The organism is Cognaticolwellia aestuarii (genome assembly GCF_002000025.1).
Classification (GTDB): Bacteria; Pseudomonadota; Gammaproteobacteria; order Enterobacterales; family Alteromonadaceae; genus Cognaticolwellia; species Cognaticolwellia aestuarii.
The window spans coordinates 76,562-93,159 of record NZ_MUZV01000005.1 but is presented as its reverse complement, the minus strand read 5'-3'; the positions used below and the strand labels follow the sequence as shown (position 1 = coordinate 93,159).

The window sequence follows — 16,598 nt, the reverse complement described above, 5'->3', positions numbered from 1 at the left end:
TGAACTTTGGGATGATTGGCTATTAGTTAGCGGCAGTCAAACCTTGGTTAATATCTTTTAGATCTTTCTCAGTAATGGTTCCACCTGCACGCTTAAGTGTTAAAACACTCTGAATATAATCATAGCGAGTTGATGATAAGTTACGCTTTGCGTTGTATAAGTTTCGCGTACTATTTAGCACATCAACTATGGTACGAGTACCAACTTCAAAACCGGCTTCTGTAGCTTTTAATGCACTTTGCGCACTAACTACCGCTTGTTCTAATGATTTGATAGCAGATACTGCAGCAATAACCGTGTTGTAAGCATTTCGTGTGTTACGTACTACGTTGCGATGTGATTGCGCTAAGTTTTGGCTAGCAACGACATAATTACTTTGTGCTTGCCTAACACTACTTGAGATTGAACCACCAGAATAAATAGGTACAGTTAATTTTATACCAATAGAATGGCTATCAAGTGCTGTGGTGTTTATATTGCCAGTATCCGTATCTCTTGAAGTAAAATCACCATTTAAATCAAGCGATGGATAATGTCCTGCACGGGCAATGTTAATGTTTTCTTTTGCTATATCAACATTAATTTTTTCGGCAATTAAATCTAAGTTTTTTGCTTCAGCGGTTTGTTGCCATTCATTCGCACTATCTGGAAATGGACGAGAAGTGCCAAAACGTTCCGTATTTAAAATGTGTAAGTCACGTGGATAAACGTTGGTAATAACACGTAGAGCTTCTTCGGCATTAAAGACTTTGTTTTCGGCTCTTATTTCATCCGTTACCGCATTATCATATTGCGCTTGTGCTTCATGTACATCAGTTATGGCGGTTAAACCTACTGAAAAGCGTTGTTTAGTTTGTTCTAATTGACGTTCAATTGCAGTTTTTTCGGCAATTGAAAACTCTAAATCATCTTTTGCACTGAGCACATCAAAATAGGCTTGAGTGACTCTAACAATTAAGTCTTGTTTGGCAACTTGGTAAGCAATGTCGCTTTGGTGAGCGAGCTTTTTCGCATTATCTAAACGTAACCATGTTGAATGACGGTACAACTCCATACTTAAGGTCGCACCGTAAGTGAAATTTTCAACATCAGTATTCACTACTTTGCCCGTTAAGGTATTAATGGCTTCACTTTTGCCATCAGAGTATGAAGCTGAGCCGTTAATTTGAGGTAATAAAACAGCACGGGCTTGCTCAATGCCTTCTTCTGTTGCTAAAAATCTAGCATGTGCACCTAAAACAACCGGATCATTAGCTTGTGCTTGCTGGTATACTGATAATAAGTCTTCGGCATTCGCTAAGTAGCTACTTGCAGCGCATACCAGGCCAATAAATGACGCGGTTAATGTTTTTTTCATGTTAGAGCGGTCCCTATAATAGTTAAATTATATCAATGTGGTTAATGCATTAGTCGACTTATATTGTCGTGTGTTTTATTGATTTTTAAGCATTATCAGCTTGCTAATGAGCTCACTAAGTGAGTAATTAATTAACCAACTTGTTATTACTTTTATTTTTCTAGTTGCTACTATCTTATCGCGAATAAGGAATTAGCTAAATAAAATAAGTGTTTAGGAAAGTATTCTAGTGTAACAAAATGTTAAGTGCTAGTGTATCGAAAAATTACTTAAGAGCTAGCAGGAGTTCGACTGTGAAGATGACTAAAGAGCCTTTATTACGCTTTACTTTAGCAGACGTGGAGGTTGTTGAAAAAACGAGAAAATATCAGGGTTTTTTCGCGCTTGATCAATATAAGTTTCGCCATAAGCGCTACGCTGGTGATTATAGTCCGGTAATCACTCGAGAGGTGTTTGAACGCGGTGATGCCGTTGCATTATTACCTTATGATGCAAAAACTGATTCTGTGGTGTTAATTGAACAGTTTCGACCAGGTGCATTACGCAGTAATACGGGGCCTTGGCAATTGGAATTAATTGCGGGGATGTTTTGCGACAATGAAGCGCCGCTCGATGTCGCAATAAGAGAAGCAAAAGAAGAAGCCAATTTAGATATATTGCCGGAAAAAGTCACTAAGGTAATGGATTATCTGTCAAGCTCAGGCGGTATGAGTGAATGTATACATCTCTATTGTGCTTGTGTTGATAGTGAAAATGTTGCTGGTGTTTATGGCTTAGAAACTGAAGGCGAAGATATTTTAGTGCACGTTATTGCGCGTAAAGATGCTGAAAAATTGCTAGCAGAAGGAAAGATACCTAATGCTGCTACTATTATTGCGTTACAATGGTTAGCTCTAAATCTTGATAAACTTAACGAAAGCTGGAAATAAATGTCTGTTGTTGCGAAAAAATATCGCCCCCATTTACCAACGTTAATGGCCTTGTGCGAGGTTAATTATATGTTACTGCTACGTATTTTAGCTGATAAAGAGCAAGTGGGTGAGCAGCGATGTTTTTTTATCTCCGATTTTTTGAGCTACCGAGTTAGCGTTAATGAGGTCACTAAATACACCACCTTAGTAACAATTTATCAAGAAGCGAATATCAAAGGCTATAACTTAACTGAGTTGTTTCGCCCTAAAATGGTGGTACGACTGTATCATGATGCTCGAATGGCTGAAGTGATCAGTAATCAAGATGTGCAGCAAATTAAGCCTCGTTATGACTATCCTAACGAAAGCATGCATTTGCCAGATGAGAAGCAACAAATTAACTATTTTTTAAAAGAGTGGTTACAGTTATGTTTGCAGTTAGGGCAAGTACACTTTACTGTCACAAAAAAATATTAGTCTTATGTCAAAGAAATTTATCTTAGCGCAAATTAGCGACAGTCATCTATTTGCTGAATGCGACGGCAGGCATCATGGCGTAAATGTTTATCATAATTTGCTTAAAGTGTTGTCGGCAATTAAACAGCAACCAGAAGTTGACGTGATAGTTTTTACCGGTGACTTAACACAAGACCATAGTGCTCAATCTTATCAACTTTTTGTACAAGCCTTTGCTGTAAGCGAAATCACTATACCTGTGTATTATCTTGCGGGTAATCATGATGATAATGTTTTATTAAAGCGTTATTTATCACAAGCACCTTTTTGCCAGGGTAACGTAATAACAAGTGCTCATTGGCAAGTGCTATTACTAGAAAGTAAAAGTGCGACACCTGCAGGTGTTTTTAATACTGCGCATGCTAACAGTCTTAAACCTATGATTGATAATAATAAATATCAACTAGCCTTGATGCATCATCATGCTGTTGATGTTGGGTACTTTATTGATGAGCATGGCTTGATCAATAAAGCCGAGTTTCAACAATTTCTCACGCAAGTTCCCTCAATTAAAGCATTAGGTTGTGGTCATATACATCAAGCATTAACATTGCCGATAAAATTATTCGATAGAGCACTTAATTTGTATACTTGCCCGGCAACATCAATTCAATTTGATACTGCGTCAGCCATGGTGAAATCTAACGGTCAAACGGCAGGTTATAGACTCTATACCATGACAGATAACGAGCAAATTTTTAGTCAAACATTTTTTCTTTAACCGTTTCAAAAGGTAATAATTTATTATGGTAAATGTGTTGTATATTCATGGTTTTAATTCTTCGCCTTTGTCGATGAAGGCTGAATTAACAAGAACATATTTTACCAACCATTATCCAGAAATTAATTTTCATTGTCCGCAAGTTGCTTGTGCGCCCAATGTGGCTATTGCACAGCTCGAAGGCATAATTAAGCAAGCACCAGATAGTAATTGGCTAGTTATCGGATCATCATTAGGAGGCTTTTTTGCCACCTTTTTGGCTGAAAAGTTTCAACTACAAGCGGCCTTGATTAATCCTGCGGTAAAACCGTTTGAATTAATGCAAGATTACCTTGGTGAACAAGTCAATCCATACACACAAGAGCGTTACAATATAGAAGCTGAGCATGTTACTGAGTTAAAAATGCTCGAACAGCACAATATTTCAAAAAATAATTACTTGGTCATGGTACAAACCGGTGATGAAGTGTTAGATTATCAACAAGCCGTTGAAAAATACCGCCATTGCCAATTGGTAATAGAACAAGGAGGCGATCATAGTTTTGTTAACTATGAAAATATCCTGCCTAAGATTGCGTTATTTTTTAATTTACAATCATATACAGCCTAAGATTATCAGAATAATTAAATGAGCGAACAATATAATTCCGACTCCATTGAGGTCCTAAGTGGCCTTGACCCGGTACGCCATCGTCCTGGCATGTACACTGATACAATGCGACCTAACCATTTAGGTCAAGAAGTTATCGATAACTCTGTTGATGAGGCATTAGCAGGGCATGCGCAAAATATTACCGTGATTCTTGATAAAGACCAGTCATTAGAAGTTATTGATGATGGCCGAGGTATGCCAATTGATATTCATCCTGAAGAAGGTGTTTCAGGGGTGGAACTGATTTTTTGTAAGCTGCATGCTGGTGGTAAGTTTTCAAACAAAAACTATCAGTTTTCGGGGGGCTTGCATGGTGTTGGTATTTCAGTGGTCAATGCTTTATCTACACGTGTTGATGTGGCCGTTAGACGCGATAGTAAAGTTTATGAAATGGCCTTTGAAAATGGTCATAAAGTTGAAGAATTAAGAGAAACGGGCGCTGTTGGCCGTCGTAACACAGGTACACGCGTAAAGTTTTGGCCCGACGCTAAGTATTTTGATTCAGCGAAGTTCTCGGCTCGTCGATTAGTACATTTACTGAAAGCTAAAGCTGTACTTTGTCCGGGACTGACCATCAAGTTTCATGACAAAAATGAAGATAATAAATATCAATGGTGCTATGAAGATGGTTTAGTCGATTACCTTAAAGAGTCGGTTAAAGCTTATCAAAGCTTACCCGAAGAGCCTTTTGTTGGTAGTTTTAGTTCTCAACATGAAGCAGCTGATTGGGCGGTAACTTGGTTACCCGAAGGCGGTGAATCAGTCGGTGAAAGCTATGTAAACTTAATTCCGACTGTGCAAGGTGGTACGCATGTTAATGGGTTGCGTCAGGGGTTGCTTGAATCAATGCGAGAGTTTTGTGAGTTTAGAAACCTGTTGCCCCGAGGAGTAAAATTAACACCTGATGATATATGGGATAAATGCTCTTATATTTTATCGGTGAAAATGGAAGACCCACAGTTTGCAGGGCAAACTAAAGAACGCTTATCGTCTCGCCAGTGTGCAGCCTTTGTTACTGGGGTTGTTAAAGACTCTTTTAGTTTATGGCTAAATGAACACACTGATATATCAGAAGCATTGGCGGAATTTTGTATTTCTAATGCACAGCGTCGTTTGCGTGCGAGTAAAAAAATTATTCGTAAGAAGGTAACGCAAGGGCCGGCACTACCCGGAAAGTTAACTGATTGTGGTAGCCAAGACATTTTGCGTACAGAATTATTCTTGGTCGAAGGTGACTCTGCTGGCGGTAGTGCAAAACAAGCGCGCGATCGTGAAATTCAAGCAATAATGCCGTTACGAGGCAAAATTTTAAATACTTGGGAAGTTGATTCCGGACAAATTCTAGCATCGCAAGAAGTCCATGATATTTCTGTTGCTTTAGGAATTGATCCCGATACGGAAGATCTATCAGGTTTACGTTACGGTAAAATTTGTATTCTTGCTGATGCTGACTCCGATGGTTTGCATATAGCAACTTTACTTTGTGCGTTATTTACTCAACACTTTTTACCTTTGGTGCAAGCAGGGCATGTTTATGTTGCTATGCCACCTTTATATCGTATTGATGTTGGTAAAGAAGTGTTTTACGCTTTAGATGAAGCAGAAAAAGACGGCATAATCGATCGCATTGAAGCAGAAAAAAAACGCGGAAAAGTAAATGTTCAACGTTTCAAAGGCTTGGGTGAAATGAACCCGTTACAACTGCGTGAAACTACCATGGATCCTAATACTCGTCGCTTAGTGCAACTAACTGTTGATGAGCACACTGAAACCATGGAACTAATGGATATGTTGCTTTCTAAGAAGCGTGCTGGTGATCGTAAAGACTGGTTGCAATCTAAGGGCGACATGGTTGAATTGCTATAGTTCAAACGCTAATAAACAAGGCTTTATTAATAAGTAGCTTTGTTTTTAGTACTTGTCTTTCGTCAATATTGTTAATAAAAGGTATAGTTTTACAACGCTATACCTTTTTTATTTGTTAAGGGAAATTCATGATTGAACACCGCAGGTTACGTAGTATCTGTCACGCCTCTATTGGCTGCAATAATTTAGTCCAAGCGAAAAACTTTTATACGCCAGTTCTTGCAACCTTAGGTATCGATTTGGTGAGTGAATATGAGCAAGCATTAGCGTATGGAAAGGGCTATCCAGAGTTTTGGCTGCAACAGCCCTATGATAAGTTGCCGGCTAAGGCCGGAAATGGTACGCATTTTGGTTTTGTTGCCTTAAGCAAACAGCAAGTTGATGAGTTTTATCATTGTGCTATGGCATTAGGCGCACGTTGTAATGGTGCTCCAGGCACAAGGCCTGAATACGGTGAACCTTATTACGGTTGTTTTATTATTGATCTGGAAGGTAACAAAATAGAAGCTAGTTATTGGCAAGTCACTGAAAAACAGGGTTAATAATGTGATCTTTTTGAGCTTTTATATTTAAATTTTTAACGATTAAAATAACAGTTTATTGTTGAGTTGAATTCGTTTTATACTGTAACTCATCGTTTTTAGTATGGCCCGTTGGAGCAGAGCGTTTGCTGAAAAGTTTTGTCAAATTAACCTTGCAAAATAGTGGCCCAATTCTCCTTTTTTTATTGTTAATATCTTGTAAATCAAATGCTTTGCAGTCACTCACAGACAATGACTTTAATGCTTTTTTATTGCGAGCTGAACAGCTTAACGATCGAGATCCTAAAGCAGCATTATTGCTGTTAAATGCCCACAAAGATGAGTTAAACTCGCAACCGTTGACCAATCAAGTTAATTACTATCGTATCCAATCTACAGCATATTCTGATCAAGCGCTTTATAGCCTAAGTGCTGAATCAGCAGAGAGAGGCTTAAAGCTAGCTAAGCAAATGAACAATCCGAGTATATTTATTGCTGAACTCGCTTACATTAAAGGTTTTTCATTGGAAAGCTTAGGGGACTTTGATGGTGCTTTTCAGTTTTATCAAAATGGTTTAGATGTTGCTCGTTCGATGAACGATCAAAAATTAACAGCGCGTGGTTTGATCAATATTGGTGCTATATATTATCTAAGAAAAAATTATAAACAGTCATTGATCACACTTAACTATGCTTTAACTTTGGCGAATGAAATCGCGGATGAAGCATTGCTCGGTGACATCAGCAGTGAATTAGGTATTTTGTACGGATACTTAGGCGAACAGCAGCAGGCCAATGATTACTTTCAACAATCGTATCAACACTTTAAAAATTCAGGTAAGCACAATTATGCGCTGAATAGCTTACACAATGTTGCGATTAATCATGCCAATCAAAGTAACTACGAAAAAGCCATCAGCGTTTATCGCATTCTGGAAAGTGAAATACAAGAAAACACCAGTAATGAATTTATTGCTGGTGTTTATCGCAGTTTAGCTTGGGCACTATTAAATAAAGATGATAGCGATACAGAAAATGCTTATCGTTATATTTTATTAGCAGGTGAATACGTTAAGGAAACAGAGCAACATTTAATGAAGTTGCAGTACCTAATTGATAAAGCCTATATTTTAGAAAAAATGAAGCGTTATGATGAAGCGTTGCTTAATTTAGAACAAGCAGAGGTCTTGCTAGAAGGTAAGGCCAGTGATATTGACGACACCAGTGAGCTAAATATTCTCTATCTTCGTGCTGAGCTTTATTACACTTTAGGGCAGTACCAAAAAGCATACCAAATACAAACACAGTATTTTACTAAGTCGATAGCTTATAGTGCTGCACGCGAAACGACTGAAATTGATGAATTAAGGCTGCAATATCAAAGTGAAACTACACAGCGTAAAAAAAATATCTTAGAAAAAAAACAAAATATTCAAGATTTACAGCTGCAACAAATGACACTTGATACCAATAACCGACAGGTGCTTGTTGGCTTATTAGCTGTAAGTTTATTGATCTTAGCATGGTTTTTATATCGAGTAGTTAAAGGTAAGCGCAAATTAGAGCTAGCAACGCGAACCGATAGCTTAACAGGGGTGACGAATCGACGACGGTTACTAGAGTTGGGCGAACGATACTTTCAACAGGCATTAGCGCAACAACAAGCTTTTAGTGTTTGTATGATTGATATCGATTTTTTTAAGAAAGTTAATGATCTTTTTGGTCATAGCATTGGTGACAAGATACTTAAAGAGATTGCCATACATGGTCAAAACGTGATGAGAGCAAGTGACGTTTTTGGGCGTTTGGGCGGAGAAGAGTTTATTGTCTTATTGCCGAATACGAGCCAAAGTGATGCGCTTGAAGTCGCGCAGCGTTTAAGAAAAAATATTGAGCAAGCCAAATGGCAAACACAAGAAATTAACCAGTTAACCATCAGTATTGGCATTGCGACCTTGAGCCAGCGAAACTATAGTGACTTTGCTACTTTGTTAAAAGCTGCTGATGCGCAGTTATCAAACGCCAAGCATTCTGGTCGCAATAAGGTGAGTTATGACAATTAGGTTTTGGCAATTAAAACTCATTACTTTTTATAGTATGTTGATGTTTATCAATACGCTCGCCTACGCCGATGAAATTTCAGGCCAACAACAGGTATTTGATAAAGCTAATCGGCTATATGCCAGCGAACAAGATGCAACAGAAGTTTTGCCAATTAATGTCGAAATATTATCGTTAAAAAACTTAAGTGAGCATGACAGGCTCACCGCACAAGTTAAATTATTGGCATTTCAAGAGTTAGGCTTAGTGCTCAACCATGCCGAGCAGTATATTTTACATCTTATACGTGCCAATATTGCCAATATTCCAGGTCAAGAATATAAAGTGATCAATTGGCTGAATAAGGCGATAAAGCTTGAAGCCTTTATTGCCAAGAAGCAACTTGATGAACCACTATTTGCCAGTGCTTACTTAACCCTAGCAAATGTTTACCATAGTCAAGGTGAAGAAAAAAAAGCCTTTGATAGTAAAGAACAATATATAAGTAAGTATTTTGCGCATTTAGAGCAGCAAAAGAGCCTGCGGATTAAGCGTTTAAATGCTAAATATGATATTGAAAAAAGAGATGAAGAAAATGAGCTACTCAGCCAAAACAACAAAATAAAACAATATGCCCTTGAGCATGCTGAGTCTGAGCGAAATCAACAAAACCGTAATATTGCTATTTTTATTGCTGCAGCGATTGTCTTATTTTTATTACTGTTGCGACAATTTAAAATCCATAAAGCATTAATCGTACTTGCAAAAACCGATAGTTTAACTCAATTGCCGAATCGTCGTTCATTTTTTGGTAATGGGCATATTTATATGGAACAAGCATTACGAGATGACAAAGAGCTAAGCGTGTTAATGCTGGATATTGATCATTTCAAAAGTATAAATGATGAATTTGGTCATGATATTGGTGACCAATTGATTTGTCATATCGCGGCTTTAGCAGGTGAAACTATGCGTTCTCGTGATTTTCTTGCGCGTATTGGTGGTGAAGAGTTTGCTGCCATTTTACCTGACGCTAATATTGAGCAAGCACGTGCAATTGCTGAGCGCATGCGTGAAAAAATTCAAGATGAATGTTATCAAGCCAAATACAAGCATACGCCAATTAGTGTCAGTATCGGTTTAGCAAGTATTAAAGTCGTTAATGATAACTTTGATAGCTTACTTCACGCGGCGGACATGGCTATGTATCAAGCAAAAGCCAACGGTCGTAATCAAGTGTGTAGCTATTGTACAGAAAAAAAAGAAAAAGCAGATTAATCAGCATTTCATGATATTTATCGCCTAAAAGTATTCTTTCCACAGGCATAATCAGCTAAGCTAACCTCATAGCAATAATAGTAAAAGTTACGTTTGATAACTCGCCATTAATCGAACTTTTTTAGGAAATATTTTCATGTCAGATGCAATCGACTTTAGTTTGGACGGTATTGAGCAACGCCCGTTAAAACAGTTCACTGAAGAAGCTTATTTAAATTACTCGATGTATGTCATTATGGATCGAGCCTTACCCCATATTGGTGATGGTTTAAAACCGGTACAACGTCGTATTATCTATGCGATGTCAGAGCTCGGTTTATCTGCATTAGCAAAATATAAAAAATCAGCTCGTACTGTTGGTGATGTTTTAGGTAAATTTCATCCACATGGTGACTCAGCCTGCTATGAAGCTATGGTGCTAATGGCGCAACCATTTTCATATCGTTACCCATTAGTTGACGGACAAGGTAACTGGGGAGCTCCCGATGACCCTAAGTCTTTCGCGGCCATGCGTTATACCGAGGCAAGATTATCACGTTTTAGTGAAGTTTTATTAGCTGAGTTAGGGCAAGGTACGGTGGATTGGACGCCTAATTTCGATGGCACCATGAAAGAGCCCAAAACGTTACCGGCGAGATTACCGCATATCTTACTTAACGGTATTACGGGTATTGCTGTTGGAATGGCAACCGATATTCCACCGCATAATGTCAGAGAAGTTGCCAGTGCGTGTGTGCATCTTATTGAGCAACCTAAAGCAGAGTTAGCTGATTTACTTAATATTATTCAGGGACCTGATTATCCGACTGACGCTGAAATCATAACCCCGAAAGCCGATATAGAGAAAATTTATCAAACGGGGCGTGGCAGCATTAAAATGCGCGCAGTTTATGAAATGTTGCACGGTGAAGTCGTGATAACGGCATTGCCTCATCAAGCTTCAGGCGGGAAAATATTAGAGCAAATCGCCAATCAAATGCAGGCTAAAAAGTTACCTATGGTAGCTGATTTACGTGATGAATCTGATCATGAAAATCCTATCCGTTTAGTGGTTGTTCCACGCTCTAACCGTGTAGATGTAGAGCAGCTCATGCAACACTTATTTGCGACTACAGATTTAGAGAAAAACTTTCGTGTTAATCTCAACATGATTGGTTTAGACAATAAACCTGCGGTTAAAGACATTAAGTCCATTTTAAGTGAATGGCTTGAATATAGGCGTGAAACTGTTCGTCGTCGTTTGCAGTATCGTCTAGATAAAGTCCTAGCTCGTTTGCATATTTTAGACGGTTTATTAGTTGCTTATCTCAATATTGATGAAGTTATTGAAATTATTCGCGGTTACGACAATCCTAAAGCTGAGTTAATGTCGCGTTTTGAGTTGTCTGAACGTCAAGCTGAATCGATATTAGAAATTAAACTTCGTCAACTCGCTAAGCTTGAAGAAATTAAAATTCGTGCTGAGCAGGAAGAACTTAACAAGGAACGAGAATACCTTGAGAAAACACTGAGTTCTAAAGCGCGTATGAACACGTTAATGAAAAAAGAAATATTAGAAGCGGCGGAAAAATATGGTGATGACCGTCGCTCTGTACTTGTTGAGCGCAATGAAGCGAAAGCACTCTCTGAAAAAGACCTAATGCCAAGTGAAGCGGTTACTGTTGTTGTTTCTGAAAAAGGTTGGGCTCGTTGCGCGAAAGGTCACGATATTGACGCAAAAGCGTTAAGTTACAAGTCTGGAGATGAGTATCTCTGCTCGGCTAAAGGCCGAAGTAACCGTCCTGTCGTGTTTATTGACTCTGCGGGGAGAGCCTATGCAACCGATGCTCATAGTTTACCTACCGCCCGTAGCCAGGGTGAGCCACTGACTGGACGTTTTAATTTAGCCAGTGGAGAAAATTTTGAAAAAGTCTTAATGGCTGAAGATGATAGGCGTTATTTACTCAGTAGTGATGCTGGATATGGGTTTGTTGCAAGTTTCGCTGACATGGTCAGTCGTAATAAAAATGGTAAAGCGTTATTAAGTTTATCTGCCGCAGCGAAGGTGATGACTCCGAAACTTATTAGTAGTTTAGATAATGAGTTAGTGCTGTCAATTACCTCTGAGGGGCGTATGTTAGTATTCCCTGTGAAAGATTTACCGGTATTAAGTAAAGGTAAAGGTAACAAGATTATTAATATTCCATCGGCAAGGGCAAAAGCCCGGGAAGAGTACGTAACTTTACTTGAAGTGTTACCGCCAGAAAGTGCAGTAACTTTGCATGCTGGTAAGCGTAAATTAACCTTGAAGGCGAGCGATATTGAGCATTATAAAGGTGAGCGTGGACGACGTGGTAATAAGTTGCCAAGAGGCTTGCAACGTGTTGATCATATTGTTATTGAGCAACAGCCTTTAGAGGTAGTATCAGAAACACCAGAAAACTAATCACAATAGAGCCTTAATATTTGTTTATTAAGGCTCTACCTACCTTAGATTACCCGATTACCCGATTAGCAATTAGTGCGACATGCTACCAACTTATCACTTAAGGTTATCAAAGCTTATCAAAGCTTCTAACGCCATGGTCTAATGCCTTACAGTGGCTTTTTAGTGCTGCTAACCTTAAATAAGACAAAGATACCGCTAGTCACAAAACTGTCACAAAACTCCTTTAGAATCACCACCAATTAGGAGAGCGACGTGACCATAAATATAGATGACATTATCAAAACCAAAGCTGTTAGTACTGTATTTCAAGCAATATTTAATACGCAACAGCAATGTATAGTAGGTTATGAAGCACTGACACGAGGCCCAGAAGGTAGTGAACTGCACTCTCCTGACATGTTGTTTCAGCATGCTATGCAGATGGGCTTGCTTTCTGAGCTAGAAATACTGTGTCGCGATAAAGCAATAAAGCGTTTTGCTGAGCTGAAATTAACTGGCAAGCTATTTCTTAATATTAGTCCTCTTGTGCTGCTTAATAACAATCACCCGCAAGGCGAAACAATTAAGTTTGTTGAGCAGGCGGGGTTAAATTGTCAGAAAATAGTTATTGAATTAAGCGAAAAGTATCCCTTTCCTAATAATCATACCTTGCGTGATGCTTTAGCTCGTTATCGACAATTTGGCTTCAATGTAGCTATTGATGATTTAGGTGCTGGTTATTCAGGGCTTAAATTATGGAGCCAGCTGCTGCCTAATATTGTCAAAGTTGATCGCTATTTTGTCGAAAATTGTTATCGAGATAATTTTAAACAAAAATTTTTAAAAGCAATATTTGACTTAGCAAGTGCAGCTGAAGCAGAGGTTGTGGTAGAAGGTATAGAATGTCAGCAAGAATTCGATTACTTGCAGACCTTAGGTATGGTCTATGCTCAAGGGTTTTATTTGGCGAAACCTGCTTACCAGCCGATCCGACAATACCCTGAGCACTTAATGGCGCCAGTGTTATTGCAAAGACAAGTGCCTTAAAGTAGCGCTCAATATCTCGATTTAGCCATTTAACCTTGAATAACTTCGTTACTTTACAAGTTGACTGATAAGGCCGCTAAGTTGAGTGATTTTTTTATTTGATAATTGTCGATAATCGAAATATGGGCAAATAATAATGCCTAATTCAGCATTAATGGCAAAGTCTTGACTGAGCCAAGTACAGCGATTACTTATACCTAATTGTTCGCTGTAGCCTTTAGCTAATATAATATGCAACTTTCTCTTCTTGTTAGCTACTGAGCTAACCTCTGAGCTTATATCTGAGCTTATATCTGAGCTTGTATCAGAGCTTAGCTGTGGGCTAATGTCGGGGGCTGAAAAAAGTAAGCAATGCTGGCTATCAGCTTGCAGTAGTCTGTTATCCCTCAGTTGCTGCCAGGTAGAAAACTCTTCTGGGGCTAACTCAAATAATAGCTTAGCGTAAACATTAAATATTTTTCGCCAATGGTTACCGGTTTCATGGCAAATATGTGCAATTTCATTACTGACCATAGGCTGAACATTGGTTAAGTTTTGATAGCAGGCAAGTGGTGGGCGGTTTTTGATATAGAAAATGATTTCGGCGTTACTATCACCTAAACCTATTACTACATGATTCATTTTATTCTTTCCACTATAAAGCCAATACAAAGCCAATAAAAAGCCAATAAAAAACCCGGCAATCTCCGGGTTTTTAGTCAGTTTTAATAATTTATTAACTTAACGTTAATTTAAAACTCTTCCAACATGCATTCCAAAGAATAATCAAAAGCTTTTAATTCTTTCTCCAGTTGGAATTTTTCTTTCAGTTGTTCAATTTCACGCCATTTTCTTTTTTTATTATTACTTGAACTTGATTTAGGTTGTGTTCCTAAAGAGTCCATTACTTGTTGAAATTTTGCCATGGTATGCTCCTTTTTTCTACAACTGCAGCTTTTTAATAACACAGTTTCGTGTAGAAAAGAAACACTTTTTGGCACTTTAGTTACAAATTCATGGTTTACACTGTTTTAAATGGCGCGTGCTAAATTGTTAACGTTATATTTGCTAAGCATAACTTAAAGCAAAGCTGTTAATTGTTGCTCAAGTTTTACCTGATCTATAGCGAAGTTTCTAATGCCTTCGGCAAGCTTTTCTGTCGCCATCGCATCTTGATTCATCTGCCATCTAAACTCGGCCTCACTTAGTGGGGTTTCACTAGCAAGTGGCGCTTGTTCACTGAACAGCTTTTGTTCAACGCTGGCGGTTTTGTTTGCTAATTCGTCCATTAAATTAGGGCTGATGGTTAATCGGTCACAACCGGCTAATTCAAGTATTTCGTCGATATTTCGGAAACTGGCACCCATTACGACAGTTTTGTAGCCTTTAGCTTTGTAATAGTTATAGATGCTTGTTACCGAGACTACACCTGGGTCTTCACTTGCTAAGTATTCCGTACGGCCGGTATCTTTTTTGTACCAATCTAGAATACGGCCGACAAAAGGTGAGATCAGGTAAATACTTGCCTCAGCACAGGCTTGAGCTTGGGCAAAGTTAAATAATAAAGTTAAATTACAGTTAATGCCTTCGCGTTCGAGTTGCTCAGCTGCTTTTATACCTTCCCATGTGGAGGCTATCTTGATCAATATGCGATCATTACTAATACCAGCTTCGTTATACATGGCGATTAGTTTATGTGCCTTGGCAATTGAAGCCTGCGTATCAAAGGATAAGCGAGCATCAACTTCAGTTGAAATTCTGCCAGGGACTATTTTTAAAATTTCTAAACCAATTAACACTGAAAGTTTATCTGCGGCATCAATGACTTGTTGTGTCGCATCGTTAGATTGCGTTTTAGCCCATTCAACAGCTGTACTTAATAATGCTTGATAGTTAGGTAAAGCCGCTGCTTTTAATAATAAAGACGGGTTGGTTGTCGCATCTTGTGGTTGAAACTTAGCAATAGCTTCAATGTCACCCGTATCTGCAACAACGGTTGTCATTGCTTTTAATTGAGAAAGTTGATCGGTCATAATATGTCCCTTGATATTAATAATGGAATCAGATGAATGTATTAGTTAATTTTTAGTGAAGTATTACAACGTTTTTCGAGCAACATAGATTGAGATTGCTAGGTATCTGTCTTATTCACCTATATTTGTATCAAATTTTCATAAATTAGCAAGGGCGATAATGAAATAACTTAGATAAAAAGGCTATCGTATCCAACATTGTTCAATGCGTCGGCGAATTTCATCACTTAGGTAATCTTAATAAGTTTTTCATGCTTAGATACCGCAACAGACAAAGTTAATGCAATGGCTATTATATTGGTTTTTTCTTATGTTATAGTGGCAAAAATTTTTAATAATAGAGTAAATAAATCATGTTGCTTGTTGTTTCTCCTGCGAAGAATCTTGACTATGAGTCCGCTGCTGCTACTGAAAAATTCTCTCAACCTGAGTTGTTAGAACACAGTAAAGTTTTAATCAAAAAATGCAAAACCTTGACCCCGGCTGATATTAGCTCATTAATGTCAATCAGTGATAAGTTAGCGGGATTAAATGCGGCGCGTTTTGGCGAATGGGCAACACCTTTTACACCTGAAAATGCTAGACAAGCGATACTGGCTTTTAATGGTGATGTATACGCGGGTTTAGATGCTAACTCTTTTAATGATGATGACTTTGCCTTTGCTCAGCAACATATGCGAATATTATCAGGCTTATATGGTTTATTAAGGCCGCTAGATTTGATGCAAGCTTATCGACTTGAGATGGGCAAAAAACTCGATAATGAACGTGGCAGTAACTTGTATCAATTTTGGGGGGATATTATCACTGAACACCTAAACGATGCACTTGCCGCTCAGGGGGATAATATATTGATTAACTTAGCCTCTAACGAATACTTTAAATCAGTGAACAAAAAAGTACTAAAAGCTGAAATAATAACACCGGCATTTAAAGACTGGAAAAATGGTCAATTTAAAATGATCAGCTTTTATGCGAAAAAAGCGCGAGGTTTAATGGCGCGCTATATTATTGAAAACCAAATCAGTGATGTAGAAAAGTTAAAAGCGTTTGATGTTGCGGGCTATCAATATTCTGCTGAATTAAGTAAAGGTAATGACTGGGTGTTTACCCGTAAAGAAGCCTAAGTAGTTTTCTTCCAAATTAAGGCAAGTTTGTTTCAGTGCTCACCGGCTAACTGTTGCAAACTTGCGGGCTTATTATCTCTGGTACTGACTGAGTATCTTTAGCTTACTTAGCGCTAAAAGCAGATTAATGGTGACTAATCGTT

15 protein-coding genes are annotated in these 16,598 nt (G+C 38.3%); 11 read left to right on the top strand and 4 right to left on the bottom strand.

All coding sequences use genetic code 11. The annotated features are described in order from the left end of the window. Positions 1–22 precede the first annotated feature (22 nt). A complete protein-coding gene (gene tolC, locus B0169_RS09065; RefSeq protein ID WP_077285654.1) occupies positions 23–1,357 on the bottom strand; it encodes an outer membrane channel protein TolC in 1,335 nt (444 codons plus the stop codon). Between the two features lie 299 nt (positions 1,358–1,656). Here tolC and B0169_RS09060 point away from each other — a divergent pair, with 299 nt between their 5' ends. The 10 genes from B0169_RS09060 to B0169_RS09015 all read left to right on the top strand — a co-directional run bounded on the left by B0169_RS09060 (position 1,657) and on the right by B0169_RS09015 (position 13,316). After that, the gene (locus B0169_RS09060) at positions 1,657–2,286 is read left to right on the top strand and encodes an NUDIX domain-containing protein (protein WP_077285653.1); all 630 of its coding nucleotides are present in this window, start codon (positions 1,657–1,659) and stop codon (positions 2,284–2,286) included. Next, positions 2,287–2,745 carry a DUF1249 domain-containing protein gene (locus B0169_RS09055; RefSeq protein ID WP_077285652.1) on the top strand — a complete coding sequence of 153 codons (459 nt, stop codon included), beginning with the start codon at positions 2,287–2,289 and terminating at the stop codon, positions 2,743–2,745. A gap of 4 nt (positions 2,746–2,749) precedes the next feature. After that, positions 2,750–3,505 (top strand): metallophosphoesterase, encoded by a 756-nt coding sequence (locus B0169_RS09050; protein WP_077285651.1) that lies wholly within the window; start codon positions 2,750–2,752, stop codon positions 3,503–3,505. Between the two features lie 25 nt (positions 3,506–3,530). Next, positions 3,531–4,115 carry a YqiA/YcfP family alpha/beta fold hydrolase gene (locus B0169_RS09045; protein ID WP_077285650.1) on the top strand — a complete coding sequence of 195 codons (585 nt, stop codon included), beginning with the start codon at positions 3,531–3,533 and terminating at the stop codon, positions 4,113–4,115. An 18-nt stretch (positions 4,116–4,133) separates the two neighbouring features. Further along, positions 4,134–6,023 carry a DNA topoisomerase IV subunit B gene (parE, locus tag B0169_RS09040; RefSeq protein ID WP_077285649.1) on the top strand — a complete coding sequence of 630 codons (1,890 nt, stop codon included), beginning with the start codon at positions 4,134–4,136 and terminating at the stop codon, positions 6,021–6,023. Between the two features lie 128 nt (positions 6,024–6,151). Next, a complete protein-coding gene (locus B0169_RS09035) occupies positions 6,152–6,565 on the top strand; it encodes a VOC family protein (protein WP_077285648.1) in 414 nt (137 codons plus the stop codon). Positions 6,566–6,690: 125 nt separating this feature from the next. Beyond that, on the top strand, positions 6,691–8,607 hold the full coding sequence (locus tag B0169_RS09030) for a GGDEF domain-containing protein (protein ID WP_077285647.1): 1,917 nt from the start codon (positions 6,691–6,693) through the stop codon (positions 8,605–8,607). Then, positions 8,597–9,862 (top strand): GGDEF domain-containing protein, encoded by a 1,266-nt coding sequence (locus B0169_RS09025; protein ID WP_077285646.1) that lies wholly within the window; start codon positions 8,597–8,599, stop codon positions 9,860–9,862. The genes B0169_RS09030 and B0169_RS09025 overlap by 11 nt, the downstream gene beginning before the upstream one ends. A 136-nt stretch (positions 9,863–9,998) precedes the next feature. Continuing rightward, on the top strand, positions 9,999–12,287 hold the full coding sequence (parC, locus tag B0169_RS09020; protein WP_077285645.1) for a DNA topoisomerase IV subunit A: 2,289 nt from the start codon (positions 9,999–10,001) through the stop codon (positions 12,285–12,287). A gap of 255 nt (positions 12,288–12,542) precedes the next feature. Next, positions 12,543–13,316 (top strand): EAL domain-containing protein, encoded by a 774-nt coding sequence (locus tag B0169_RS09015; RefSeq protein ID WP_077285644.1) that lies wholly within the window; start codon positions 12,543–12,545, stop codon positions 13,314–13,316. A gap of 48 nt (positions 13,317–13,364) precedes the next feature. On the opposite strand, the gene B0169_RS09010 is transcribed toward B0169_RS09015, so the two are convergent. From B0169_RS09010 to tal, 3 genes are all read right to left on the bottom strand, one after another. Further along, a complete protein-coding gene (locus tag B0169_RS09010) occupies positions 13,365–13,937 on the bottom strand; it encodes a DUF6942 family protein (RefSeq protein ID WP_077285643.1) in 573 nt (190 codons plus the stop codon). Positions 13,938–14,047: 110 nt separating this feature from the next. Then, positions 14,048–14,200 carry a DUF3545 family protein gene (locus B0169_RS09005; RefSeq protein ID WP_077285863.1) on the bottom strand — a complete coding sequence of 51 codons (153 nt, stop codon included), beginning with the start codon at positions 14,198–14,200 and terminating at the stop codon, positions 14,048–14,050. Positions 14,201–14,374: 174 nt separating this feature from the next. Further along, positions 14,375–15,328, bottom strand: a complete 954-nt coding sequence (gene tal, locus B0169_RS09000) for a transaldolase (RefSeq protein WP_077285642.1) — start codon at positions 15,326–15,328, stop codon at positions 14,375–14,377. Between the two features lie 353 nt (positions 15,329–15,681). Here tal and yaaA point away from each other — a divergent pair, with 353 nt between their 5' ends. Then, positions 15,682–16,455 carry a peroxide stress protein YaaA gene (yaaA, locus tag B0169_RS08995; protein WP_077285641.1) on the top strand — a complete coding sequence of 258 codons (774 nt, stop codon included), beginning with the start codon at positions 15,682–15,684 and terminating at the stop codon, positions 16,453–16,455. Positions 16,456–16,598 lie beyond the last annotated feature (143 nt).